Genomic DNA, 24332 nt, shown 5'->3' with positions numbered 1-24332 from the left:
TTATCAATTGATATCGTTGTCAGATGCTAATCTAGCCTAATTATACAGCGATTACAAATGCCTAAGTTTAATTATATGGATTCGATAAATAAGGGGAATGCAGAAATCAATAACCTTGCAGTTATTGTGATATATAAGGTAGCGCTCATTGAATAGAGCACTGTGAATAAATTAAACGACCTGCCCTGCAGCCCAACCACTAGACCAAGCCCATTGGAAGTTATAGCCGCCAAGCCACCCAGTAACATCAGCTACTTCACCGATAAAAAATAGGTCAGGTACTTTTTTACTTTCCATGGTTTTGAAGATAGCTCGTCGGTATCAACACCGCCTAAGGTAACCTCTGCGGTATTCCGAACACATAACAAATGTTGTCAAATTATTATAAACAGACAGCCTATAATATATCATTTCTATATCACTCGAATAGAAAATAAGAACCTTAGAATAAACAGGTATATTTCGAACAATTGTTCAAAGAGGGTTAACAAAATGTATTAGTATGTTAAACCTACTATGTAAAGGGGCTTTGTTCAGAAAGCTACAGAAAATCAAAATGCTATACAATAAACACAAGGAATATGCGCATGTACAAATTAGGATTAATTGCAATTTTAGCAATCTCAATTTCTGGTTGTGACGGCGATGATGGCACAAGGGGAAGTGTTAAATAGTGAGGGTTTTGCTTTGTAATATAATGCAGAAACACACCATAGAATAAGCCCCCCAAAAAAAGGTATGACTTCATTATCTAGTAAACTCGAAAATGCATTAACATCGGCCATTAGGAATATAGACGCTTTCAATAACAACCACTTGCCACTAAAAATCACCGATTACTGGGTATGGAATATAACGAATAATATTAGATAATTTATAGCGCCCTATTATCTACAACGTTACACCCGTAAATAGAGACGCGAAAAACATAAATGCCGCTACATTAGCTAAATAAGTATCTGGGCTACTATCACTTGGTAGCATTATAATAATACTTGAAGCAGCTGCAGCGGTTATTGCCGTAGGGTTACTTTGAGGTAATGCAATGAGCCCTTTTACAGAGCTCAGCAAAGCCATCGACATGCAACTTACAGATGCCGCTAAGATTAAAAAGCCTGCTCCCTGGGTAAAATGCCCGCTTATGGGTCCTGCATAAATGACCGTAGCAAAAGAAAACATAAAAACGACAGAAAGCAAACCACTAACCAACCCAGAAAAAATTGCGGGAATGACTAAAGGCGATCTAATGTCGTTATAAAGTTCGAGAGCTAATTTATTTTTCAAAGTAATTCCTTTTAACAAATTAGATTTCGAATATGAAATTATTTTTGCTATCAAAGTTTGAGGTATACATATTAATTTTTTTTGTTTTTTATGTATTAAATGAACACTTAGCCTGCCGTTGGTGGCTCTTGCTCTCTATGATAACGATGTATTATCCAAATATAGTTTTCCATCATTGAACGTTCTGCTAAATTAACTAAAACATCTACTTTCTGCTCTTGTGTATTAGTATTTAATATCTCTTGATGAGCTTGCTCAAATACCATTGATTGATTTCTATATTGCCAAAGTAATTCTTTTACTGCCATTTTGCTTTGATAGATTTCCCAGACTCCAAGCCAAAATGGCAATAAACCCATTAATAATACAGTAAAGGTTTTTGCATCTACATGAGCAAATAAAACAATATCAACCAATTGGTATTTAAAAAAGATCAATGCCAAAGTTGCTATTGCAGAGGTAATAAACAAAGCAGATTTTATTTTTTCTAGTTTATGGTGATGGGCAGATAACTTCTGGGTTTTATTTCGAAAGTACTGAAGTTGATCTTCAAGCCAGTGTTTACAAACAAACTCCATACTTTCCTGAGTAGTATCTTTTGATTCTGATTGTTCATTTAATTTTAGGTTCTTGAATATATGACCAAGCCAACTAGCGCTCGAAAACTGGCTTACCCCTGATAAGTCCATTAGCTTTGTATTTTGTTTATTACTGCTTTTATTTATTAACGCCAAATAGAACTGTGTCCTGATCGTTTCTGCCAGAATACGAGCACTTAAATGACGAGTAAAATTCTTATTTTTTGTTGAAATTTTAAAGAAAATCCAGCCGAAAACAAAAAATAAAAGGTAGCCTATCAGCAGTAACTTACTTGCCACAATTTTAGCGTACACTAAAAATAATAGTCCCATCACAGCCGCCATAAAACTAAATAGTTTAAACTGACCATCGGACTTTTTTTGATGACTTAATGCTACCGCGTCTGCTTTTAAAAACTCTTCATCAATAGCTTTTAAATGCTCGAATTCAGAGTCTTTGTTGTAGCCGTTTAATAGGCTATATTGAGAACTAATTTCTCCCTGTTCACCTAACTCCTTACACCGTTTATTGTATGCATCTAGCTCATCTAAACTATCCGCTATAAATGTTGGCATGACTGAATTAGTTACTAATGAGTATGGACCTTGTGAACCTGTTAAGAAATAGGAGGAAAGTGAGCCGCCTTCAATTTGATGATGATTTTCACTACCGGCTGAAACTTTCAACCAATAAACAGAGTTTATCCCTCGAATTAACTGGGTATTTTCATCGCTGAACTTTATTTTACAAAGTTCTATGTCAGTTGATACCTTTTTAGCTTTTAAGTAGCTAAGAACAACATCACAAGTCCCCCCTTTGAAGCCAGTGTTTTCGCCATCCCAAACTGCAACCATCATATTCGATTGTTCAACAAGGTATTTACCAAGCGCATGATATAACTTATTTCGTTCATCACCCTGCTCTTGGGCTGCTTCTAAGTCAATGTTTTCAGTATTTACAGTAAGGCAGGTAACTAAATGGTTGGACTTTATAAGTTGATATTCAGCCCAAGACTCTTCACTAAAGTCCGCTTTATACATCTCTTCAGGCATTGGAAGTACAATTTGTACTGGTAAATTATTAGCTAATGCTACTTTAGCCAATATACGGTCTGCCCCGTCCGCCATTCCAGTAATGATACTTACAGGTGTATTAACTAATTGGCTATTAATATCTGTAATAAATGAGTTAATTTTTTTTGTAAGTTGCTCTGATGTTTTATCGTTTAAATCTCGGTGACCAGTGACACCGATATAAAACAAGTTTACTGCCATTGTGAATACCTGTTGCGTTAATCCTTATGAATAGAATACTATTCCAATAGCCCATGAATTAAAACAAATTGTTCACATTATAATAACCAGGCTACGACATGTCACAGATATCCACATTGAGAAAACAAGCTTTTCAGCTACTGGAAAGGCATAACCATAATTCTGTATTCGCTAAATACTTTAACCTCTTTTTAATTATTTTAATCATTACTAATGTAATTGCTGTTATTTTTGAATCCGATGCAAAAATAAGTCAGCAGTATCATGCTGAATTTGCCCTATTTGAAGTTATCTCAATATCTATTTTTACTATCGAGTATTTAGTCAGATTGTGGGTTTGTGTGGAGTCTTACCAATTAAGTGCACTTCCCACATTTAAAGCACGACTTAAGTACATAATGTCACCAATTGCTATTATTGATTTAATTGCTATTGCTCCTTTTTTTATTTCATTATTTATATCTATCGACCTTCGTCAATTACGATTATTACGAGTGATGAGGTTATTAAAATTAACCCATTACTTTAAAGGCTTTACATTATTTGTGACGGTTGTTGCAAAAGAAATAAAAAGTATAACCGCCACCATAATGGTTATGCTTTTCCTTATAGTGATTGCTGCTAGCATGATGTATACCCTCGAAAATGAAGCTCAGCCTGAAGTGTTTGGTAACATCCTCCACTCCCTATGGTGGTCAGTAGTAACAATGACAACTGTCGGATATGGTGACGTTACACCGGTAACAACACTAGGTAAGATTGTAGCTACATTTATTATGCTCATTGGTGTTGCTATTGTCGCATTGCCCGCAGGTCTTTTAGCCGCAAGATTTGGTGATGAATTACGAGAGCGTAAACGTAACTTAAATGCTCATATTAAGCATGCCCTTTCTGATGGAGTGATAGACTCCAAAGAGTATCGAGAACTAGAAGAATTAGCTGACAGATTAGAACTTAGAGATGAAGATTTAGACCGGGCGATTAAAATATTGAAAAAAGAGAAAAATAAAGACGCATGCCCACATTGCGGTAAGTAATTTAATTTTTATTAAGCTAAATACTTAAAGGTTTGTATATTTCCTATATGACATATAAATGAGTAATTTCAACACTGTTAGAACATGCTCAATTTATATGTCACTTTTAGGTAATAATCTATATTACAACGCACTACGCTAGCCTTATAGACTTTAGCTTCTCTCTAATGCTGTGTACATCTAAAGGAATTTGTAAGGCATCACATATATCTTTCATTACTAACTTTACGGCTTCATCATCAAACTGTTTTGGATCTACCATCCCCCAGCAAATAGCAGCAATCAAATGTGCATTTTTTGAGTTTTTGGCTTGCTTAGATATTAAATCAATAAGATGTTTACGAGCAATTTCAGGATCTTTATTTAATCGTTCTAAGTAATCATCAAGGATTTGGGCTCCATGACGCTCGTCAGAATGCTTAAAAAAGTCAAATTTATTCAATGAGCTTATAATAAAGTTTCTTTCACTGGACTCTTTTTCAGCTGCAGCTTTGCATAATAGAGCACAACCGGCCATCACAGCATGAAGGATACGTCTATGACTAGGTAAAAACCCTAAATGCTCTTTAATACTAGTCAATAATGACTTCTTCAATAGATGATCAATACTTTTACGAAGTTCAACGCTTAATTGGTACTTCGCATGAGATTGTTGCTCTACAATCAATCTTTCTAATTCTTTTACTTTATTTTCTGAACGCAGTTTATCTACACTGGCGATATTACTCTTAAATCTTTCATTTAAATTATTGTTATCTATTAGTTGATTAACTTTATCTTTGCTCACCTTAGCGACAACACTGTACTCTTTAGCTTGCGCATAATATTGGTGAGATTTATTTTCGACAACTTCCCTTAAACCAAAATAATCGCCCGGCAAACACGTTTGCACACATATTTCTACGTCATCTTCATTAGAGTAAATTTCAACTTTACCCTCTAAGACTATATATAAGAAGTCGCTATTATCATTGATATGATGGAAACATGAAGGAGGATTCAAATCCTCAATCATAATATCGTCAACTGTCAGAGCAAGTTGACTATCATTTTCATCTTTGAGTAAATTCGTTTCCTTAACAAAGTTAAGTACGTATTGTGGCGACAACCTCTGAACAAGCTTTTCTTGCAGCTCATCCCACTCAAAAGGAGAGTGCATTTGTCCACGTTTAAGGCTTAATCTAAAGCCATGCTTTTTCATTGCCCCCCAAACCGCCATACACACTTCATTCTGAGCATCCCACCAAGGGTCATCACCATCAAAGAAGAATCGAAGGCGAATCTCTAAACCATATTCAGTAAACCCGAGAATATTAAAATCAGGCTTTGGAGTTCTGAAAACGTATCTACTGTATTTTAACTCACTTTCAATAGCTCGAATAACCTTCTCAGGAGGAGCGGACGGCTCCACGGTAAAATTAATATAGTATTTAAACCTTGGCGTAGGCTCACTGAAATTCAGTATTACTTGACTAGAAACAGTACTGTTGGGAAATATATACAGGGAGTCTGTATGGGGGTTTTTAATCGAAATTGAACGCCAGTTGATATCATATACTTCGCCATATGTTCCATTAACTTCTATAAAATCACCCATACGTATTGCACGAGTAGCGTTTAAAGATACTCCTGAGAAAACTTCTTTTAGGGTAGATTGAGCTGAAAAACCAACAATAAGAGCAACGGCACCAGATGCAGTTAGTAAAGCACCGATTGGTTTATCATAATAAAAATGTAAAACAATTATGATAGCGAGAGTGTAAAGTATAAATGTAACGCCGCCCGTAATTAGCTTAGGCGTTCTTCGCTTCCCTTTTTCAGATAAAAGCCCATCCCATAGGTAAAGACTTGTTAAAGTATCGATAACAAAAGCTAAGTTTATCCACCAAAGAAAGGCGACAGCATTTTTTATGTCTAGTGCATAATGCCCGTAATCAATCCATTGTAAACCAGGCTCTAATGCGTGATAAAGAAACCATAAGATCACTCCAGCCTCAACACCATAACGAAACCTAAGTTTACGCCTTTGTATGATAACGGATGCTAAACGGACTAATAATACTGTACTAGCAGATAAAAGAATGAAAAAGCCAAATATCTGGCTGAGCTGTTCTGTAAATTCCATAGAATAACCTAATTACTACGATGATAGTTTAAAACTATCTATTGCTAATGATAACTTAGCTTCCTAAATTTTTATTGAAACGAAAAAACTAAATCACAATCGATTTAAGTCTCTATCCGTTCGACTTTCTAATTGGTTCAAAACTAATTTCTTAAGGTGTTTCGATAACATCAAGGTGAAGTTATCTTGTTCTTCAAAGTTATGAAATGCGCCAGAATAACTTTCTTTGTCTTCAGTCATAAACCATTTCTGAATAAAGTCTTCAACCATTTCTTTTTGTTTTAAGCTTGATAAAACCTGTTCACGATTTTCTAGAGGGATATGTATTTGTGATGTCTTTCGATAGATTAACATCTGTGGAAACCCTGATTCTTTATACCCAGCTAAGGCATCTTCAAACTCATATTCAGAGCCTGAAGCATAGCAACTACCATCCTCTCTAGTAATTGTATTTGGCAACTTTGAACCCAAACGAGACCAAAATATTCCAAGATATATATCACAATCTCTAGCCGGAGCTATTTGAGCTTGAAATGTATCTGACGCAAGAAGTGGCTCATCTTCCCAAAAAATAGGTACTATATTAACTCTGTCAGCCAATTCATTATTGAGTTCATTTATAATCGTACGAGCCAATTGTCTTTCTGCAATTACATCGCCAGGTGAAGAGATAAATACCGTTAACTTAGGCACCTGCTTTTTCCGTAACCTGCATTTTTCTAGACTTGCTGCTATCCTAGCCTTTAATAGAATAGGGTTAAACGGCTTAAAAACGTAATCATCGGCACCTTGCAAAATACAATTCACCACTTGATCCATATCGTCCAGTGCAGAAAGTATGATCACTGGAATATTACGCAATACATTATCATTTTTTAGAATGGTTAAAACTTCTAAACCACTCATTTCGGGCATAACCATATCGAGCAAGATCAAATCAAAGCTCTGCTCTTTTAATACCTCTAGCGCTGCTTTACCGCTATCGACAGATTTAGGGCGATAACCATTCCGTGTTAAACGGCGTGTTAATAACTCTCTATTCTCCGCATTATCATCGACAACAAGAATGTCACCGCCTTCGCCTAAAGAGCTAAAGTGAATATTATCAACACTTGGTAAGGCAACATCTGCTTTTGAAGTATCAGATTCTGAATCATTTGACCTTCTGAATGCCGACAATTCTGAAATGGTAACTTTGTCTGCTAATATTTTTGTAAAGTTTAAAGCCGCTAAGTTTATATGGCCTAAATCAGCTACAAGTTCTGGCCTATTTTCTTCTTCTGCAAGCTCTGTAAGCATCTCACAATAACCACTAACATGGTTAAGTTGCATTCTAAGTTGATACTCGACGTTGACAACATCAATGTCTTCTATTTTTGTTTTACTTGCTCCAAGAAGGTCTTCAATTAAAGATAATAATTTATTTCCAGAACTATGGATGCGCTCTAAATCAGCTTCAAATTCAGGCCAAGGTGCATCTTCTAGGTCTTCGGCCAACATCTCGCTATAACCTAAGATATGTCCAACAGGTGTTTTCAGGTCATGGCGGATATTTGCCAATTTTTCTTTAAATTGAGTACTCATGCTTGTCATTGACTAAGAATTTAAAAACTTATTCATTGTCACTAACAACCTTTTGAAATCGATAGGCTTTGTATCGTATTCATCACAACCAGCGGCAAGGGCTTTCTCCCTGTCTTCAGCCATTGCATGAGCAGTTAAGGCGATGACAGGAATTTCTTTTGTCTCAGCATTAGCCTTTATATGGCCTGCAGCAGTCCAACCATCCATTACGGGCAGGCTCATATCTAACAATATAATGTCAGGCTTTTCCGAAACCGACATTTCTACGCCTTGTTGGCCATCAAAAGCCATAACAACTTCGAAACCTTTTTTAATTAAACGTCTAGAGAGCATGTCTCTATTCATTTCATTGTCTTCAACAAGTAATACTTTACTCACTAAACTCTCCAGTTCTTTAACTCTAATCAAATTGATTATTTATTTGTGACACTAACTCATCAATACTAGTGTCACCTTTAGAAAATACTTGCTTAACATTGCCTTGCAGTATTTCTTTTTCTTCTTTCGATAAATCTTTTGCTGTCAATACAATAACCGGTACATTACTACCCTTTTGGGTTGCCCTTAGTTTTTGCAAAAACTCAAACCCATCCATCACCGGCATCATGATATCCAGTAATATTAAATCATATGAATTTTTATTAAATTCATCTAAGGCAATTTTTCCATTCTCTGCTTCACCGGTTTTCCAACCGATTGAGTTCAGCGATTTCACTGCGATCTCTCGAGCATTGGCATCATCTTCAACTATTAATGCGTTACCTCGTAATGCATATTTAGATACTATTTCTTTTAACAAGCTACGATTAACTGGCTTACTTATATGATCAACAGCGCCACACGATGTCCCCATGGCTTTATCGCCAACGATAGATACCATTACAACCGGAATATTTTTTGTATCCGGTGACGCTTTTAATGCTTTAAGAACTTCCCAACCATCCATTTCAGGCATCATAATGTCTAACGTGATCAATGATGGTTTTAACTCTCTAGCCTTTTGAAGGCCTTCCATACCATTTTCTGCAGTTACAACGTTATAGCCTTCATTGGCTAGATTTCTACATAAAAGATCTCGAGCATGTGGGTCATCATCTATAGATAAAATGGTTTTACAGCCAGAACCTGCATTATCTAATTCTTTTACATGTTCTTTTATATCGTCCACGTTTTCTATGGGCAAGTCAGTACTTTCCTCAATAGAAAGAACCTTTATTGGCAATTCGCAGGTAAAGGTTGAACCTTTACCAAGAACACTTTCAAGTGAAACACTTCCGCCCATTAATTGGCTAAAATGTTTAACTAAAGCTAAGCCAAGTCCAGTGCCACCGTAGTTTCTAGTAGTAGATTCATCGGCCTGGGAAAACTCTTTAAATACCTTATCAACTTTATCTTCAGCAATTCCTATGCCGGTATCAATTACCGAAATAGATACTAGTTCAATACCATTTTTATTAATGAAATGAGTTTTAATGGTGATTTCACCATCATGAGTAAACTTAGAAGCATTGGATAATAGATTAAACAGAATTTGCTTTATCTTAGTCATATCCGCATGCAAGACATCAAGCTTATCATCTAACTCGAGACTTAAATGGTTGTTATTTTTATTTACTAAAGTTTGCGTGGCAGAGCTAACTTCATTAATAACATCGGATAATGAAAAGTCTTCTAAGAACAATTCCATTTTGCCCGCTTCAATCTTAGATATGTCTAACACATCGTTTATTAACGATAACAAGTGTTTACCGGCAGTTGTGATTTTATTGAGATCATCAACCATGTCATCTAAGCCATCGTCTTCAGCATCTTCAACTAACATCTCAGAATATCCGATGATGGCATTCATTGGTGTTCTTAATTCATGGCTCATATTAGCTAGGAAACCACTTTTCGCTTGGTTTGCCTGTTCAGCTTTTTCTTTTGCAAGCTGAACTTCCTTTTCCATTTTCTTACGGGCAGTTATATCACGCATAATGCCAATAAAAACAATCTCATTATCAATAAATACTTCTTCTACAGCTAATTCGATTGGGAACAACTCACCATTTTGTCTTCGAGCAATAACTTCTCGCATTCTACCAACCAGTTTAGAGTCACTATTTGGAATGTACTTTTCTAAATAATAATCGTGCTCCAAAGCGATATCTTTAGGCATTAATATTTTGATATTCTTACCAAGGATATCTCTTGCAGCATAGCCAAACATATTTTCAGCAGTGAAATTAAATGTTTGTAATATTCCTGCCTTATCAATAGTTACAATACCATCTGGGCTCGACTGTATAATCGTTGAGACACGTTGTTCACTGTTTGCAATTTCTTTTTGAATTCTTTCTAACTCTACATTCTGTAGTTCTAGCTGTTTATTTTGCTCTTCTTGCACTGAAAGCGTACTGTTTAGCTCTTGAGTTCGTTCTTTAACACGATCTTCAAGTTCTTCTTTGCTTTGCTCAAGCTCTATGAATGTTTTATTTAGGGCTAATCGCATGTTTTCAAAATGATCAGATAAATCACCTATCTCATCATTATTACTGCGCTCGATCGGATCATCTAGATTTCCTTTTGCAAGGTTATTAGCTGAGTCACCCAACTTCAATAATGGTTTGGTTAACGAATTTGCCACATAGTAGGAAACGATAATAGCGAAAGCGATAAGTAAAATAGAGAACACCAAAATTTGGCGACGAAGTTCTACGAAACTGGCGTAAGCTTCAGACTCATCTTTTTCGCTAAAGATTACCCAATTTAAACCTTCAAGGTTTAGTGGTTTATACGATGCAAATACGGTTTGATTACGGTAATCTTTAAACGTTTTTTCGCCTATATCCCCATCTAAAGCCGCCCTCACTATTTGGTTATCCATTTTATGATGACCAATCGCACTATTAAAGTTACGAATAATATTTCTAACTGAACTAGTGACACCATTTTTTTCAAGTGCAGACAAGTAGTTCTCTTTATCTTCAATTAGTAAACGAGGTTGGCTTCTCATCATTAAATCTTCACCAACAAGGTAACTTTCCCCTGTATCCCCAAGCCCTACGGTATTCCAATGATTATTATTAGTCATGATTTCATTGATTTGATTCACTGGCATTTGGAATATTAATACGCCAATTTTTTCATCACCATCATAGATTGGCGATGCCATAAAAGATGCTGGTTGATTATAAGAAGGAAGGTAAGGTTTAAAATCAACAATGCGAACAGAGTCACTTTTAGTTGCTTTTAAGGTTTGTTTAAAAACTTCACCTAAGTTGCTATAACGATGCGGCCCCTCTAGCAAATTTGTTGCGTAATCAATTTCTTTAAAAACGCTATAAACGATACTTCCTGTTTTTGCATCAACAAGAAATACATCATAAAAATCAAACTTTTCTAAATAAGACTTAATTATTGGGTGGTAAACTTTATGAGCTGCCGAATAACTAGAAATATCATCAGATTGATCTAGCAAGTGTTTCTCACCAGTTGGATGTTGATTATTCGATATATATAAATATTGTAATAAACGACTACGACTACTTAAAGGCAATAAATCGTCGATATTGATCTGCTCAATTTTTTGTTTTTCAAGCTTAGATGCGAACTGATATTGATAGTATTCTTTTAGGTTTTTATCTATGTTTTTATAGCTTTCGTTTTTATGTAGAATTTCATCTTCAATATTTACAAATGATTCGCGAAAGTTATTCATTGCAGAAACGATCATTTTGTTTTCAGAAAATGTAATAACTTGATTGTTGATTTGTTTAAAGTAACCTTCTATCTGCTGCGACTTGATTTCTCGTATAGCAGTAAGTTTATCAAACGCTTGCTTTTTAACCGTTTCACGCGCTTTCATATTGATTGTAATAGCACTTACAAGTATCACTACAATAGTTATGGATACTATGACTAGTAGCAACTTAGTTCGAATATTAATACTACTCAACATCTATTAATCCTTTAGTTTTGTTTTTTTATGATTAGGACAAGCATGTAAACTGAAAATAGTTATGGATAAAAGTGTTCTTATCATGATGTTAACGATTTATAAAAGCCCTCAAAATGTTAACACTTAATAACACATTTGTATAATTTCATTTAATGGGAAGTAGCTACTAATTTAGGGCATGTTAGCTTCATATATTTACGATGGAAGTTATTTAATTTCGTTGCTGGTAGTGGCTAATTATCAAGTGCTATAACTCGAGAGTGCTTCAATCATTTCTAATCAAACGTTTAAATTTTTAATGTCATTAGACACTAATTGATAAAGCTTTGATTTCAATTTTTAGGGAAATTAAAAACACAATGACCAAATATAGACAGAGTTAATGGATGATGATTAAATTTGGTAGAAGCCCATAATAAATTCATCATGAAAATTGAAAAAGCATTCTTGAATAAATTTATTATTGCGGCACCTAATTACGCATTTTGCCCTGCAGCCCAACCACTAGACCAAGCCCATTGAAAATTATAGCCGCCAAGCCACCCAGTAACATCGGCTACTTCACCGATAAAAAATAGGCCTGGTACTTTTTTACTTTCCATGGTTTTTGAAGATAACTCGTCGGTATCAACGCCGCCTAAGGTAACCTCAGCTGTACGGTATCCTTCTGTGCCATTAGGTTTGATTTTCCAGTTATGGAAATAATCATCTAACTCGTTAAGTTCACTATGAGTTAATTGATTTAGTGCTTTGTCTGGTAGTTCATTAGCATCGTAAAGGCGCTCGATTAAGCGTTTAGGTAATAGATGACTAAGTGCTGTTTTAAGGGCTTGTTTTGGGCTTTCATTGCGAGCTTGCAAAAGGCGCTCTGACAACTGAATTTCGGGAAGTAAGTTAATGCTCACTTCTTGACCAGCCTTCCAAAATGAAGATATTTGTAAAATTGCCGGGCCAGACAAGCCCCTATGAGTAAAGAGGATATTTTCTCTAAAACGAGTACCATCAATGCTGCTAACTTCACTATCAACACTGATCCCAGATAAGCCATCAAAACGTTGTTTATCTTGCTCGTGCAAGGTAAACGGCACCAATGCCGCACAAGTTGGTAAAACGCTTAACCCGAATTGTTCTGCAATTTTATAACCTATTGGCGAGGCACCTAGCTTTGGCATGGTTAAACCACCAGAAGCAATAACCAAAGATTGGCACTGATAATCTTTACCTGTGGTAGTGACAATAAAACCATCATCAGTTTTGGCAACTTTTACAACTTCACTTTGCAAGTTAATAGCAACACCTGCCCAGTCACATTCAGTGGTTAGCATATCAACAATGTCATGAGCGCTATTATCACAAAATAATTGCCCTAAGGTTTTATGATGATAATCAATCGCATGACGTTCAACCATGTCAATAAAGTCGTATTGGGTATAACGACTAAGTGCCGATTTAACAAAGTGAGGATTACGGCAAAGATAGTTTTCAGGACTCGCACTTTGATTAGTAAAATTACAACGACCACCACCACTGATGATGATTTTGCGACCGGGCTTTTTACCCATATCGACAACAGCAACATTGCGGCCGCGATATCCGGCATTAAGGGCGCACATTAAACCAGCTGCGCCAGCGCCAATCACTAATACATCAACAGTGTGTAGAGTCATAATATACTTAAGCTTTATGCGCCAGCTGCAGGCTCTGGAATTGCTGAAGTTGATGCACCTTTCGCCATCTCAGCTAAATCTTTATCAACAAAGAATAACGCATGGCCATCATTACCAACTAATTCAATTTTATCGATGATTGATTTAAATAATGTTTCTTCTTCGTGTTGCTCTGATACAAACCACTGTAAGAAGTTAAATGTTGAGTAGTCTTGCGTAGTAAATGCGGTATGCGCTAAGGCATTAATCTTTTCAGTGATTTCACATTCGTGCTTGTACGTTTCTTGGAATACTTCAACTAACGAAGTAAATTCATGTGGCGGCGCATCAATTGCGCCAAGAATTGGCATAGCGCCTGTTTCACTTACGTAAGTAAATAGGCGGTTCATGTGCTGCATTTCTTCAATTGCGTGTTTACGCATAAACTGCGCAGCACCTTCAAAGCCAGCATCTTCACACCATGCACTCATTTGTAAGTATAAATTTGATGAATAAAACTCTAGATTAATTTGAGCATTTAATTGCTCGACCATTTCTGCTTTTAACATAATACTTCTCGTGTCTTTATTTATAATTTGGCTGATATTGTTCTATAAAACTGCAAGTACGCTTTCAGCTTTACTTACTTCAAATTCTTTTGGTGCTTCTACATGTAGGTGAGTTACAACACCATTTTCAACAACCATAGCGTAACGTTGTGAACGCAGGCCACCAAAACCACCAGTTTCCATACTTAAACCTAATGCTTTTGCTACGGAGCCATCACCGTCACCTAGCATAAGAATATTTTCAGCATTTTGTGATTTGCCCCAAGCATCCATTACAAATGCGTCGTTTACTGAGGTACAAATAACGGCATCAACACCTTTGGCTTTAAATTGATCATAGTTAACAACATATCCAGGTAAGTGCGCTTGTGAACAAGTTGGGGTAAAAGCGCCAGGAACAGCAAACATAACAACTTTTTTATTGGCAAATAACTCTGCTGTATTGTGATTAATCATACCTTGTGCAGTTAATTGCTGCAGTTCGCCAGCAGGAAATTTATCGTTAACTTTTATCATTGGTAGCCCTTATTTTTTATATTTGGTCATAATTGATAATGCAAACCAAGATTATAAGCCCTAAGTTAACATTTGTCTGAATTATTATGGAATTAGCGTTACACTAACGCAAACAAAATATATAGATTATCTATTATGACAGAGCAAAAAAAGCCCCAAAAAAGCGTCGCCATTTTTGTCGATGTACAAAATATTTATTACACCTGTCGCCAAAAATACGGCCGCAGCTTTGACTATAACGCACTATGGGCTTTAGCAACTGAGAATAAGCAAGTGGTAAAAGCTTTTGCCTATGCTATTGATTCAGGTAATGAGAAGCAGCGTCAATTTCAAAATATTTTGCGAGCTATCGGCTTTGAGGTAAAACTTAAACCTTATATTCAACGCAAAGACGGTAGTGCTAAGGGTGACTGGGATGTTGGTATTACGCTAGACGCTATTGAATATGGCGCACAAGCAGACAAGGTAATTTTACTTTCAGGTGACGGTGACTTTGATTTATTAGTAACTAAATTACGAACTAAGCATAAATGTGAAGTAACTGTTGTTGGCGTAGAAGAGTTAACCGCAACATCGCTACTGATAGCTTGTGATGATTTTATTGGTATTGATGATAATTTATTGTTGTAGTTCCCTCTAGATAAGACAAATTGTACAATACGAAATAGTTATACTTACTATTATTTTCCTAGCCTAAAACGATTAAAAAAATAAAGGCCGCTTAAAAAGCGGCCTTTAAAATTCATTATCAATTCAGCGTTAATTATTTATTAACTTGCTTCATAAATGGTAGTAAACGGTAACCTTCGTTTCTTACACGGTCAGAAGGAACATAGTGTCTCATCGCAATATTAAATACGCCTGTATCGTTCTTAGTAGGGATATTGTTAATTGCATCTGCGCCACAACCAAAACTAACAGTGTATGTGCCATCTTTGTTTACTTTAGCAGTGTTTGAGCTTAGGTTAGCTAAATCACCAAACATAAAACCTTTTTTGTTATAAACAGTTACCGACCAGAATGCTTTGTTTTCTGGATCTTCAAACGTCATTTGGTGACATTTATCCATAGGGTAATTACCCGATACTTCATATACGTTATCAACTAACTGCGCGCCACCCCAGCCAATAGCTGCACCAACTGCGTATTTTTTCTTCACGAATAATTCTTTTGAATTATCTGTAGGCGCTGTAAACATACCAAAAGTAGCTTCAACTGGATTAGATTTTAATAACCCTGGCATTTGGGCTTTTAAGCCGTTTTCAACTTTTTCAAATGACTCATGATTTACTTGCTCAGCATAAAATGTCTTATTTGATTTAGCAGTGATCTTCATTTTATCTTGAAGTGCATTTGCTTCTTCTACAGAAAAACGAGCATCTAAACGAACTAGCGCATATACGTGATCGCCATTATGAGTTGTTAAATTAAATTTGCCTGGGCCGTATACCATAGGTTGTACGCGGTGATCTTCAGTAACCACCTCTAATGACATGTAAGTACCACCAGGAAGCTCTGGTACTTCAGGTAAAGTAACGTAAGCACCTTCAGATACATCAACTAAAGAAAATGAGTAGTACGTATCACGGTTCATGCGAACAACTGGTTGTGCGTCAGTTGGTGTAAGTAAACGTTTATGGTCAAACTTATTAACACCAACTTTATCTTGAATTTTAACTAACTGACGTGATGTTTCTAGCGTTGGGTAGTTATCTTCTGTTACTTGTACGCCATCGGCAGAAAAGTAATTTTTTAAGCTGTCAGTCATCTCTGCGGCATTTACAGAAAGTGATAAAAGGCTTGCGCTGATTGTTGCTGCTAATAATAATTTGTTCATTGTCTTTACCTATAATTAAAATTTAAAATAAATTACTTAACGTCTAAGTAACTTGATGATGAAATTTTATACGGGCACCAGATATAAATCCAATAATACATTTTTATATGTGCTATACGCACAGCGTATATCCTTAATTAATGAGCCTAAAATAATGTAAGTTTCTTCGAAACCATCCTATTTAATTTAAAGCTTTTGATTAGCTCATAAAGGTTACAGAGACCTTAAAACCTAACGTTTCTGATGATATTTAACTAGGCGAGAAAATTTATACTAGGGCAGTATAGGTATGTACGAATACCATGATCGCATTTCTCACATGGATGTGAAGCATTAGAGTAATGCAGGAGCAATTACCGGGGATGCGAAGGAATGGTCCATGGTGTTTCGGCATACTCCACATCCCTGAATGCACAGGCTCAATGTTCCAGACAGAGCCTAAGTACCTACATCCTGCTTTACAAACCTAAAACCGTCCATGGTGGTTTGCATACATTCATGCACTACCGAAACTACACCATCCATGGTGTTTGGGCATACTCCACATCCTGAATGCACAGGCTCAATGTTCCAGACAGAGCCTAAGTACCTACATCCTACTTTACAAACCTAAAACCATCCATGGTGGTTTGCATACATTCATCCCTGAATGCAAAAAGCCGCTAAAAAGCGGCCTTTGATATTTTTCTTAATTAAGTGTTAAATAATTATTTAACAGCTTTAACAGTTGGTAATAAACGGTAGCCGTTAATTACACGCTCAGAAGGCATGTAGTGGCGAATACCTAAGTTGAACATACCTGTGTCGTTTTTAGTTTTGATGTTGTTAATTGCATCATCACCACAACCAAAGCTAATAGTATATGTACCATCTTTATTTGCCTTTGCTTGGTTAGAGTTTAAGCTAGCAAGGTCGTTAAACATAAAGCCTTTTTTGTCGTATACAGTGAAAGACCAAAATGCTTTGTTTTTAGGATCTTCAAACGTTGCTTGGTAACATTGGTTATCAGGGTAATTTCCAGATACTTCATATGCGTTATCTACAAGTTGTGCACCACCCCAACCAATTGCAGCACCAATTGCATATTTCTTCTTAGTAAACATTTCTTTTGAAGAATCACGAGGGTCAGTAAACATACCGTATAAAGCTTCAGCACCTTCCGCTTTAAATAATGCAGGCATTTGTGCTTTTAACTCATTCTCTACTTTATGGAATGACTCTTTATTTACTGGTTTTGCAGTAAATGGCACGCTTGAATTAGCCGTTATTTTCATCATGTTTTGGTATTTATGAGCATCAGCTTTTGACAGTGATGAATCTAAACGAATAACTAAATGTAAGTAGTTACCTGTATGCGTTGTTAAGTTAAATTTACCTGAGCCGTATGTCATCGCTTGAATGCGGTGATCTTCTGTTACCGGCTGTACTGACATGTAAGTACCTTCTGGAACTTCTGGCATAGTAATGTATGCGCCTTTAGATACATCAACAGTAGCAAATGAATAGTAAGTATCACGGTTCATACGAACAACAGCTTGTTTATCTGTTGGCGTTAACTCACGCTTATGAAGTAATTTGTTTATACCCGCTTCATCTTGAGTTTTTAGCAATTGACGATACGTTTCTAATGTTGGGTAGTTTGCTTCTGTTGCTACTGTACCATTTTTATCAAAAAACTGAGCTTCGTTTGTTGCCATATTTCCAGCCATTGCTGAAAGAGAAACTGCACTAAAACAAATTGCTGTTGCTAATACTAATTTTTTCATTTTGAACACCTACCATATAAAGGGTTATAGACTTAATAACTTAATGTTAACACCTTATTTACAACACACAATTAAACACTTGTTAATAATTGTTAAGATATGTAATTAAAGCTAATTTTGCATATCTCGCTGTAAATAAGTCGTTAACGAATTTGATGAGGTAATATTAGCTGAATTTATAACCTACACAAATGAATAATACACATCGAGCCTTATAACATTAATGCATAATCAGATACAGAATCATGGCTAAACGCACTCATAACTGGCTTATAGCTATTTTTTGCTCTTATCGATAGACATAAAAAAAGGCCGCTTTGTAAGCGACCTTTACAAATTAGTGTGTATTTTTTACAGAATATTAACCACTAATTACTATTTAACCGCTTTAACGAATGGCAGTAAACGGTAGCCTTCGTTTCTTACGCGATCTGAAGGGACGTAGTGACGTACTGCTAAGTTAAATACGCCTGTAGGGTTATCTGTTTCAAGGTTGTTGATTGCATTTTTACCACAACCGAAACTAACCGTGTACGTACCATCTTTATTAGGCTTAGCAGTAGTAGAGCTCATGTTAGCTACGTCTTTAAACATGAAACCTTTTTTGTCATACACAGTGAAAGACCAAAACGCTTTGTCTTTTGGATCTTCAAATGTCGCTTGATGGCATACACCTGTAGGGTAGTTTCCAGATACTTCGTATAAGTTATCAACTAATTGCGCACCGCCCCAACCGATAGCAGCGCCTACAGCATATTTTTTCTTAACAAATAATTCTTTAGAATCATCCGTAGGAGCTGTAAACATACCAAAAGTAGCTTCAGCTGGATTCTCTTTAGCTAAACCAACCATTTGTTTCTTTAAGCCATTTTCAATTTTTTCAAATGACTCTTTATCAACTTGCACGGTGTCAAATGGCTTGCTTGATTTTGCCGTAATTGACATTTTGTCTTGTAATGCATTGGCTTCTGCTACTGAAAATCGAGCATCTAAGCGAACAAGTGCATATACGTGATCGCCAATATGAGTTGTTAAGTTATATTTACCAGGACCGTAAACCATAGGTTGTACGCGGTGGTCTTCAGTTACAACTTCTATCGTCATGTACGTACCACCTGGCAGTTCAGGCACTTCTGGTAGAGTAATGTATGCACCTTCAGATACATCTACTAAAGAAAATGAATAGTAAGTATCACGGTTCATACGAACTACTGGCTGCGCGTCTGTTGGTGTAAGTAAACGTTTGTGGTCAAACTTGTTTACGCCTACTTTGTCTTGAATCTTTACTAGTTGGCGTGATGTTTCATGCGTTGGGTAGCTATCTTCCGTTACTTTTACGCCGTCTTCAGAGAAAAATCCGGCTAATGTTGTAACCTTTTCAGCAGCAAAAGCTGAAGCCGACATTGCACCGAAACAAATTGCTGTTGCTAATACTAATTTTTTCATCTTCTATTCCTTAATACTAATAAATGTTTGCTGTAACAAACCTATGTTTACTCTTTGTTGTTTATAAATAAAGCTTAATAAAAATTTTAATAAATTCAAATGAATACCCAATAAAATGGTAGTGATTTATTTACATAATGCAGTTATGTTTTGTTGTCTGCATTATTAAGATCCATTGAGAAGGTAAAGCGCTTAACTTGAGCTCCTGTTTTTTTATTTTTTAATATAGCCGCTACTAGCTGCTGTGCATCTTCTGCAGAGAAAGTTAAATCAGTTTTATCATTAGAACCAAACGCAAGCTCTTGTAATTTCATTAAAAGTTCTTGTTGTTTGGGGCTAGCTTTTAAGTGTTCAACCAGTGAATTTATGTTTCCTGGTATTAAACTTGCCAGTTGATATAAACTCATCATCGCGGCTTTATGATTTTGCTCAGCAACGTGCTGCAAACACTTGCTAACAATTTGCTTGCGCTGTGTGTTATTTAATCTATCAAACGACTGCATCATGGCATCTCTATGACGATAAAGCGCCACTAAAATAGCAATTAAAAACACCGCTATAATAAGAATAATAAGCCATTGCATAATAGGCAGTGATAACTGCGATTTCTGTGCATTTGCGTTTGTTGCGTCATTATTCGCTGACGGTACACCATCGCCGACAACAAATGTTTGTTCAGCAATTATTGCTTCCTCAACAGCCTTGGTTTTAGTATTCCACCACAGTACTTTTTGTTCAGGAACCACATAGTAACCATCCTTTTGAAAGATAAACGTCACTTCTTGGCGAATACTTGCTTGATCGATTTTAGCAAGCCTTTCGAATTCATCCCGTTTATTTGGCGTTTTTTTATACATTTTAACGCCATCAAATTCGGGAATATTAAATTCAGGTAGTACTAATGTATGTAAGTCATCACCCTTAATAATATAGGTTTGCGTGATCGCATGCCCTACTTCAAGTTTTTCTTGTTCAGGCGATTTTTTTCGCAACTCTAATTCTAAATTAGAACTAACCAAATACTCTAAACCTTGCAGTTCATTCGGTGATTCGGTTACCAAAAACGTTTGTTTCTCAGTGCTAACAGCGCCAGCAATTTTCTCATTATTATTTACGTTTATAGAAACCTTTACCGCGATATTAGGTACAACAAATTCACCGCTTTGAAGTGGATAAATGATGACTTTTTTACTTTGCACAAACCAATCGTTACCGTCAATGCTACGTACATCTAACTTAGTATTTTCACTAGGTGGCACCACAACAGAGTTTGTAACATCAACATAGGATAATTCCATGTTGTCAAAAAACGGACTGGCACTTAATACTTCAACATCATATATTGCTGGTTCATTAGGTATAATGTCTGTTTGATTCGTTAGCTTCATTGAAACCACGATTTGTTTATTCGCAACTAACTCGTCAATACTTGCTGCATTACTTGCTATAGATACAAATAGTAAGCAAGTGCTAATAATTATAGCTATCAGTCTCATCGCTTTGTTGCGTACTTGGTAAACGTTACTTAGAAGCATTTATATACTCCAATTGAAATTTTTTGCGTAAAAACTTTTCAGGATTTTTTTGTACATTTTCCAACCACATCTCATCTGACAGAGACTTTTTCTCTGCTTTGTCTTTAATATCTTTGGCATCCATTTCTTGTTTTCTAAAACTGATCTCACCTTCATCATCAACAGCTTTCTTTCCTGGTTTTTTAACCATGGTCGCCATTAACTTTTCTAACATGTCCTTGTTAAAGGCCGCTCCTTTGTGATCAGGCTGCTGTTTTAATACTTGCTCAAACTCATCTATTGCTAGCAAATATTTACCGCTGTGGGCGTCAGCATTAGCTTTAGCAAAGTTAGAATTTAGATCGTCAAAACGAGAATATATTGCAGCGGCTTGCTTAAAGTCACCTTGTAAGTAATAGCTATAAGCAACCCATTTAGTATCAGCAAAGGTTAAGGCTGCCTTTTCATAATCGCCACGCTCAAAATATATTTGACCTTGCTGATCACGGGTTAGCCATAAATTAATAAAGCTTTGTGGCTTTAAATAAATAGACAGCGCCAGCACAGCAATTATTGCGATAACTAGGTGTTTTTTCTTTGCCGATAAAAACGCTAAAACACTTTTGAACGGGTTGTTTGCTACATTTTCATTGGCTTTTAAAGTTTGTTGATAAGTTACCATTGCATCGTCCACCCACGTCTAAACCACTGTGCCTGTAAGATTAATAATATAAACAATAATAAATAGCCCGCGTCATACCATGGCTGAGACTTATCATTACCTAAAAACATGTTGTTATTAATAGAACGCTTCACATTTTGAACATCATCAGAACTATGGGTAAAGGTTACTAAATTGCCATGCCCTGCATCTGCTAAGCTGTCTAGTTGTTGCAACTGCATCTCAGAAAGACCGGTACTGCTTGCTAAACCACTGTCTGGATTTTCGGCAATTGCCCAAACCACCATTTGATGCTGTTGTTCGTTAAAGAACTCTTTAAACTTGCCAACATTATCGCTATCTGTTTTGTCAGTAACTAACAACAAGGTTGAGGGCGAATTGGTTTGCGCTAATAGCTTTGCAACCGGTTTTATAATTGATTGCTGGTTCTTGGTTTTTTCAGGCATTAAATCGGTATCAAGTACATCAAGAAAATGCGCGATCATTTTTCTATCTCGGGTAATTGGCATAGCAACATGTGCACTACCGGCATAAACAATCAATGCGGTTTTGGCATCACCTCGAGCTTCAAGCAATTCATTAATTTTTTGCTTTGCTCTAAGTATTCTTGATGGCTGTAGATCACTCGTCTGCATCGATTCAGATACATCCAGTGCAATCACTAATACCGACTCATCGACAAAAAATGGCGTTGCTTGTTGTTTCCAGCTTGGTCCGGCCATAACTAACGTGGCAATAACACAAAACACAGCAAACAATTTTTTAGGGTTAAACCATCTGCTTTTTTGCTGAGTTTGCGCCAAACTACTAATAATATTTTCATTCATTACGCCGCGCCATTGGCTAAATAAGTCGCCGCTAAGATGTAGTAAACGATAAAACACAAATAAAGGCACAGCTGCTAAAAGCCACCAAGGTCTTAAAAAATGAAAATTACCTAGTTGTGATAACGCTAAGGAATCCCACGCTGATAAAATAAAATCAACCATGTGCGTCTCCTTTATTCGTTTGTTCTTGAACTCGAGATAGACTTACTTTTTTGCCTACCTGACCTAAAAGATAAATAAAGATCACTAATAAATTGGCAATAAAATACACAGCGAATGCCCAGTGATGCACGCTGGTACGAGGCCTAAAAGATAAGCTTTCATATTGCTGTTCTTCCAACTCATTAATGGTTTTATAAGCTTGCTGTAGCTCTTCTTGGTTGATCGCTTGAAAACTTGCACCATTGGTTATCTTGGCTATTTTTTCCAAAGTAGGTAAATCCATTTTATAAATACCTTTACTACTAGGGTCACCAACAGCAATGGTATAAATCTTAATATCATGTTTAGCCGCTATTTCAGCAGCCTTAATAGGTGGCATTTTAGAGCCCGTATCTTCACCATCGGTCAGTAAAATTAACACTCGTTGTTTACTTTTTTCTTGCTCAAAGGTTGCTATAGATAAACCAATAGCATCACCAAAGGCGGTAAAAAAGCCAGCATAACCAAGTTGAGTATCATTAAGTAATTCTTGCCATGCCGGAATATCATCAGTAAACGGCGCTTGTAAATACGCGGAATCACCAAATAGAATCAAACCTAAACGATCACTTTGGCGTTGACTGGCAAAGTCATTGAGAACAATTTTAGCTGCTGCAAGTCGGTCAATTTGTTTGCCATTTTTGTCAGTAAAGTCTTGTTCAGACATTGAGCCAGACAGATCAAGGGCAACCATAATTTCTCGAGCAGATTTTTTAAGCTCAATAGGCTCGCCAACAAACTCTGGTTTAGCAATAGCGAACACTAAAGCAATCCAGCCAATAAACAATAATATTTTTTGAATAACGTTGCGTTTAAGTAATACCGCCCCAGCACGAGGTTGTTCACCAGAGACTTTGACCAAGCGTTTAAAATAAGGAACCTGTAGTGAATCACGTTGCTCTTTATAAGCCGGCAAAGCAAAATAGACAATAACAGGCAATACTAAAAGAGCTAGCGCCCATGGGTATGCTAATTCAATCATGTTGGCCCCTATGATTTTTTATCCAATGGGCAACTTGCTGTTTAAACACAACAAGCTTTGACGGTTCAATGGCAATATCTGGCGCGTAAGCCAGTTGATTTAAAATACCAGGACAATTAGCAGCAAAAGTAGCGCCTTTACATTCTTGGTCTAACCATTGCTCCCAGTCATTACCTATTAATGGTGTAACTAATTCCCTGTCGTAAGCATAAAGAGCCGTTCTTCTTAATAACTGTGGTATTTTTTGTACATCAGTCGCTTCATCGCCAAGTTGCAATAACTTAACCAGCGCCGCTCGACGATAGGCATTGGCAATATAACGCTTTGCAATTAAATACACTCGATATAATAAATAACTGACAATCAGCAATAACACTAACTGCCACCCTAACGTTTGTGGCAGCCAACTAACTTCAGCCGGTGCAGCAACCTCACTAAACCCCTTTAATAAAGGGTTAGCTTGGTTTGGGGTTATAGAATCTGTAGCTGTGACAACCATAAAATATAGTTTTCATCCTAATTT

19 protein-coding genes and 1 pseudogene are annotated in these 24332 nt (G+C 36.4%); 2 read left to right on the top strand and 18 right to left on the bottom strand.

Annotated elements, in window-relative coordinates:
- Positions 1–171: 171 nt before the first annotated feature.
- The 3 genes and pseudogenes from FNN08_RS10140 to FNN08_RS10130 form a co-directional block, all read right to left on the bottom strand.
- Positions 172–350: pseudogene (locus FNN08_RS10140) on the bottom strand (NAD(P)/FAD-dependent oxidoreductase); the annotation flags it as partial.
- A 541-nt stretch (positions 351–891) separates the two neighbouring features.
- Entirely contained in the window at positions 892–1284 is a 393-nt protein-coding gene (locus FNN08_RS10135) for a hypothetical protein (RefSeq protein WP_143585392.1), read from the bottom strand.
- A gap of 107 nt (positions 1285–1391) precedes the next feature.
- Positions 1392–3137 (bottom strand): hypothetical protein, encoded by a 1746-nt coding sequence (locus tag FNN08_RS10130; protein ID WP_143585390.1) that lies wholly within the window; start codon positions 3135–3137, stop codon positions 1392–1394.
- A 98-nt stretch (positions 3138–3235) separates the two neighbouring features.
- On the opposite strand from FNN08_RS10130, the gene FNN08_RS10125 reads away from it, so the two are divergent.
- Entirely contained in the window at positions 3236–4174 is a 939-nt protein-coding gene (locus FNN08_RS10125; RefSeq protein WP_143585388.1) for an ion transporter, read from the top strand.
- Positions 4175–4307: 133 nt separating this feature from the next.
- Here the strand turns inward: FNN08_RS10125 and FNN08_RS10120 are convergent, their stop codons facing one another.
- From FNN08_RS10120 to FNN08_RS10090, 7 genes are all read right to left on the bottom strand, one after another.
- Complete coding sequence (locus FNN08_RS10120) at positions 4308–6299, bottom strand: cyclic nucleotide-binding domain-containing protein (RefSeq protein ID WP_143585386.1); 1992 nt, start codon at positions 6297–6299, stop codon at positions 4308–4310.
- Between the two features lie 93 nt (positions 6300–6392).
- A complete protein-coding gene (locus FNN08_RS10115) occupies positions 6393–7883 on the bottom strand; it encodes a response regulator (RefSeq protein ID WP_185962627.1) in 1491 nt (496 codons plus the stop codon).
- 12 nt (positions 7884–7895) lie between these two features.
- Positions 7896–8261, bottom strand: a complete 366-nt coding sequence (locus FNN08_RS10110) for a response regulator (RefSeq protein ID WP_143585382.1) — start codon at positions 8259–8261, stop codon at positions 7896–7898.
- A gap of 22 nt (positions 8262–8283) precedes the next feature.
- The gene (locus FNN08_RS10105) at positions 8284–11730 is read right to left on the bottom strand and encodes a response regulator (protein WP_185962626.1); all 3447 of its coding nucleotides are present in this window, start codon (positions 11728–11730) and stop codon (positions 8284–8286) included.
- Between the two features lie 569 nt (positions 11731–12299).
- Entirely contained in the window at positions 12300–13490 is a 1191-nt protein-coding gene (locus FNN08_RS10100; protein WP_143585378.1) for an NAD(P)/FAD-dependent oxidoreductase, read from the bottom strand.
- Between the two features lie 14 nt (positions 13491–13504).
- Entirely contained in the window at positions 13505–14038 is a 534-nt protein-coding gene (gene ftnA, locus FNN08_RS10095) for a non-heme ferritin (protein ID WP_143585376.1), read from the bottom strand.
- Positions 14039–14080: 42 nt separating this feature from the next.
- On the bottom strand, positions 14081–14554 hold the full coding sequence (locus FNN08_RS10090; RefSeq protein WP_143585374.1) for a peroxiredoxin: 474 nt from the start codon (positions 14552–14554) through the stop codon (positions 14081–14083).
- 135 nt (positions 14555–14689) lie between these two features.
- Here FNN08_RS10090 and FNN08_RS10085 point away from each other — a divergent pair, with 135 nt between their 5' ends.
- Positions 14690–15184, top strand: coding sequence for an NYN domain-containing protein (locus FNN08_RS10085; protein WP_143585372.1), 495 nt, complete (start codon positions 14690–14692; stop codon positions 15182–15184).
- Positions 15185–15317: 133 nt separating this feature from the next.
- Here the strand turns inward: FNN08_RS10085 and FNN08_RS10080 are convergent, their stop codons facing one another.
- From FNN08_RS10080 to FNN08_RS10045, 8 genes are all read right to left on the bottom strand, one after another.
- Positions 15318–16391, bottom strand: a complete 1074-nt coding sequence (locus FNN08_RS10080; RefSeq protein WP_143585370.1) for a DUF1214 domain-containing protein — start codon at positions 16389–16391, stop codon at positions 15318–15320.
- A 707-nt stretch (positions 16392–17098) separates the two neighbouring features.
- On the bottom strand, positions 17099–18157 hold the full coding sequence (locus tag FNN08_RS10075; RefSeq protein WP_143585368.1) for a DUF1214 domain-containing protein: 1059 nt from the start codon (positions 18155–18157) through the stop codon (positions 17099–17101).
- 375 nt (positions 18158–18532) lie between these two features.
- A complete protein-coding gene (locus FNN08_RS10070; RefSeq protein ID WP_143585366.1) occupies positions 18533–19603 on the bottom strand; it encodes a DUF1254 domain-containing protein in 1071 nt (356 codons plus the stop codon).
- 143 nt (positions 19604–19746) lie between these two features.
- Positions 19747–21138, bottom strand: coding sequence for a BatD family protein (locus tag FNN08_RS10065; protein ID WP_143585364.1), 1392 nt, complete (start codon positions 21136–21138; stop codon positions 19747–19749).
- On the bottom strand, positions 21125–21799 hold the full coding sequence (locus tag FNN08_RS10060; protein WP_143585362.1) for a tetratricopeptide repeat protein: 675 nt from the start codon (positions 21797–21799) through the stop codon (positions 21125–21127). The genes FNN08_RS10065 and FNN08_RS10060 overlap by 14 nt, the downstream gene beginning before the upstream one ends.
- Positions 21793–22788: a VWA domain-containing protein gene (locus FNN08_RS10055; RefSeq protein WP_143585360.1), complete on the bottom strand. Its 996-nt coding sequence runs from the start codon at positions 22786–22788 to the stop codon at positions 21793–21795. Before FNN08_RS10055 ends, FNN08_RS10060 begins: the two co-directional genes overlap by 7 nt.
- On the bottom strand, positions 22781–23809 hold the full coding sequence (locus FNN08_RS10050) for a VWA domain-containing protein (protein ID WP_143585358.1): 1029 nt from the start codon (positions 23807–23809) through the stop codon (positions 22781–22783). Before FNN08_RS10050 ends, FNN08_RS10055 begins: the two co-directional genes overlap by 8 nt.
- A complete protein-coding gene (locus FNN08_RS10045; RefSeq protein WP_143585356.1) occupies positions 23802–24308 on the bottom strand; it encodes a DUF4381 domain-containing protein in 507 nt (168 codons plus the stop codon). Before FNN08_RS10045 ends, FNN08_RS10050 begins: the two co-directional genes overlap by 8 nt.
- Between the last annotated feature and the right edge of the window lie 24 nt (positions 24309–24332).

It is taken from the genome of Thalassomonas sp. M1454 (assembly GCF_007097525.1).
Classification (GTDB): domain Bacteria; phylum Pseudomonadota; class Gammaproteobacteria; order Enterobacterales; family Alteromonadaceae; genus Thalassotalea_A.
Note: the sequence above shows the minus strand (reverse complement) of the source record. Positions and strands in the feature narration are given on the sequence as shown.

What these genes read in the sequence shown, in the direction of transcription:
- FNN08_RS10125 (WP_143585388.1), top strand. Translation starts at nt 3,236, where the DNA reads ATGTCACAGATATCCACATTGAGAAAACAAGCTTTTCAGCTACTGGAA.
- FNN08_RS10060 (WP_143585362.1), bottom strand. Translation starts at nt 21,799, where the DNA reads ATGGTAACTTATCAACAAACTTTAAAAGCCAATGAAAATGTAGCAAAC.
- FNN08_RS10070 (WP_143585366.1), bottom strand. Translation starts at nt 19,603, where the DNA reads ATGAAAAAATTAGTATTAGCAACAGCAATTTGTTTCGGTGCAATGTCG.
- FNN08_RS10100 (WP_143585378.1), bottom strand. Translation starts at nt 13,490, where the DNA reads ATGACTCTACACACTGTTGATGTATTAGTGATTGGCGCTGGCGCAGCT.
- FNN08_RS10055 (WP_143585360.1), bottom strand. Translation starts at nt 22,788, where the DNA reads ATGGTTGATTTTATTTTATCAGCGTGGGATTCCTTAGCGTTATCACAA.
- FNN08_RS10120 (WP_143585386.1), bottom strand. Translation starts at nt 6,299, where the DNA reads ATGGAATTTACAGAACAGCTCAGCCAGATATTTGGCTTTTTCATTCTT.
- FNN08_RS10130 (WP_143585390.1), bottom strand. Translation starts at nt 3,137, where the DNA reads ATGGCAGTAAACTTGTTTTATATCGGTGTCACTGGTCACCGAGATTTA.
- FNN08_RS10080 (WP_143585370.1), bottom strand. Translation starts at nt 16,391, where the DNA reads ATGAACAAATTATTATTAGCAGCAACAATCAGCGCAAGCCTTTTATCA.
- FNN08_RS10115 (WP_185962627.1), bottom strand. Translation starts at nt 7,883, where the DNA reads ATGAGTACTCAATTTAAAGAAAAATTGGCAAATATCCGCCATGACCTG.
- FNN08_RS10065 (WP_143585364.1), bottom strand. Translation starts at nt 21,138, where the DNA reads ATGCTTCTAAGTAACGTTTACCAAGTACGCAACAAAGCGATGAGACTG.
- ftnA (WP_143585376.1), bottom strand. Translation starts at nt 14,038, where the DNA reads ATGTTAAAAGCAGAAATGGTCGAGCAATTAAATGCTCAAATTAATCTA.
- FNN08_RS10090 (WP_143585374.1), bottom strand. Translation starts at nt 14,554, where the DNA reads ATGATAAAAGTTAACGATAAATTTCCTGCTGGCGAACTGCAGCAATTA.
- FNN08_RS10105 (WP_185962626.1), bottom strand. Translation starts at nt 11,730, where the DNA reads ATGAAAGCGCGTGAAACGGTTAAAAAGCAAGCGTTTGATAAACTTACT.
- FNN08_RS10045 (WP_143585356.1), bottom strand. Translation starts at nt 24,308, where the DNA reads ATGGTTGTCACAGCTACAGATTCTATAACCCCAAACCAAGCTAACCCT.
- FNN08_RS10075 (WP_143585368.1), bottom strand. Translation starts at nt 18,157, where the DNA reads ATGAAAAAATTAGTATTAGCAACAGCAATTTGTTTTAGTGCAGTTTCT.
- FNN08_RS10085 (WP_143585372.1), top strand. Translation starts at nt 14,690, where the DNA reads ATGACAGAGCAAAAAAAGCCCCAAAAAAGCGTCGCCATTTTTGTCGAT.
- FNN08_RS10050 (WP_143585358.1), bottom strand. Translation starts at nt 23,809, where the DNA reads ATGATTGAATTAGCATACCCATGGGCGCTAGCTCTTTTAGTATTGCCT.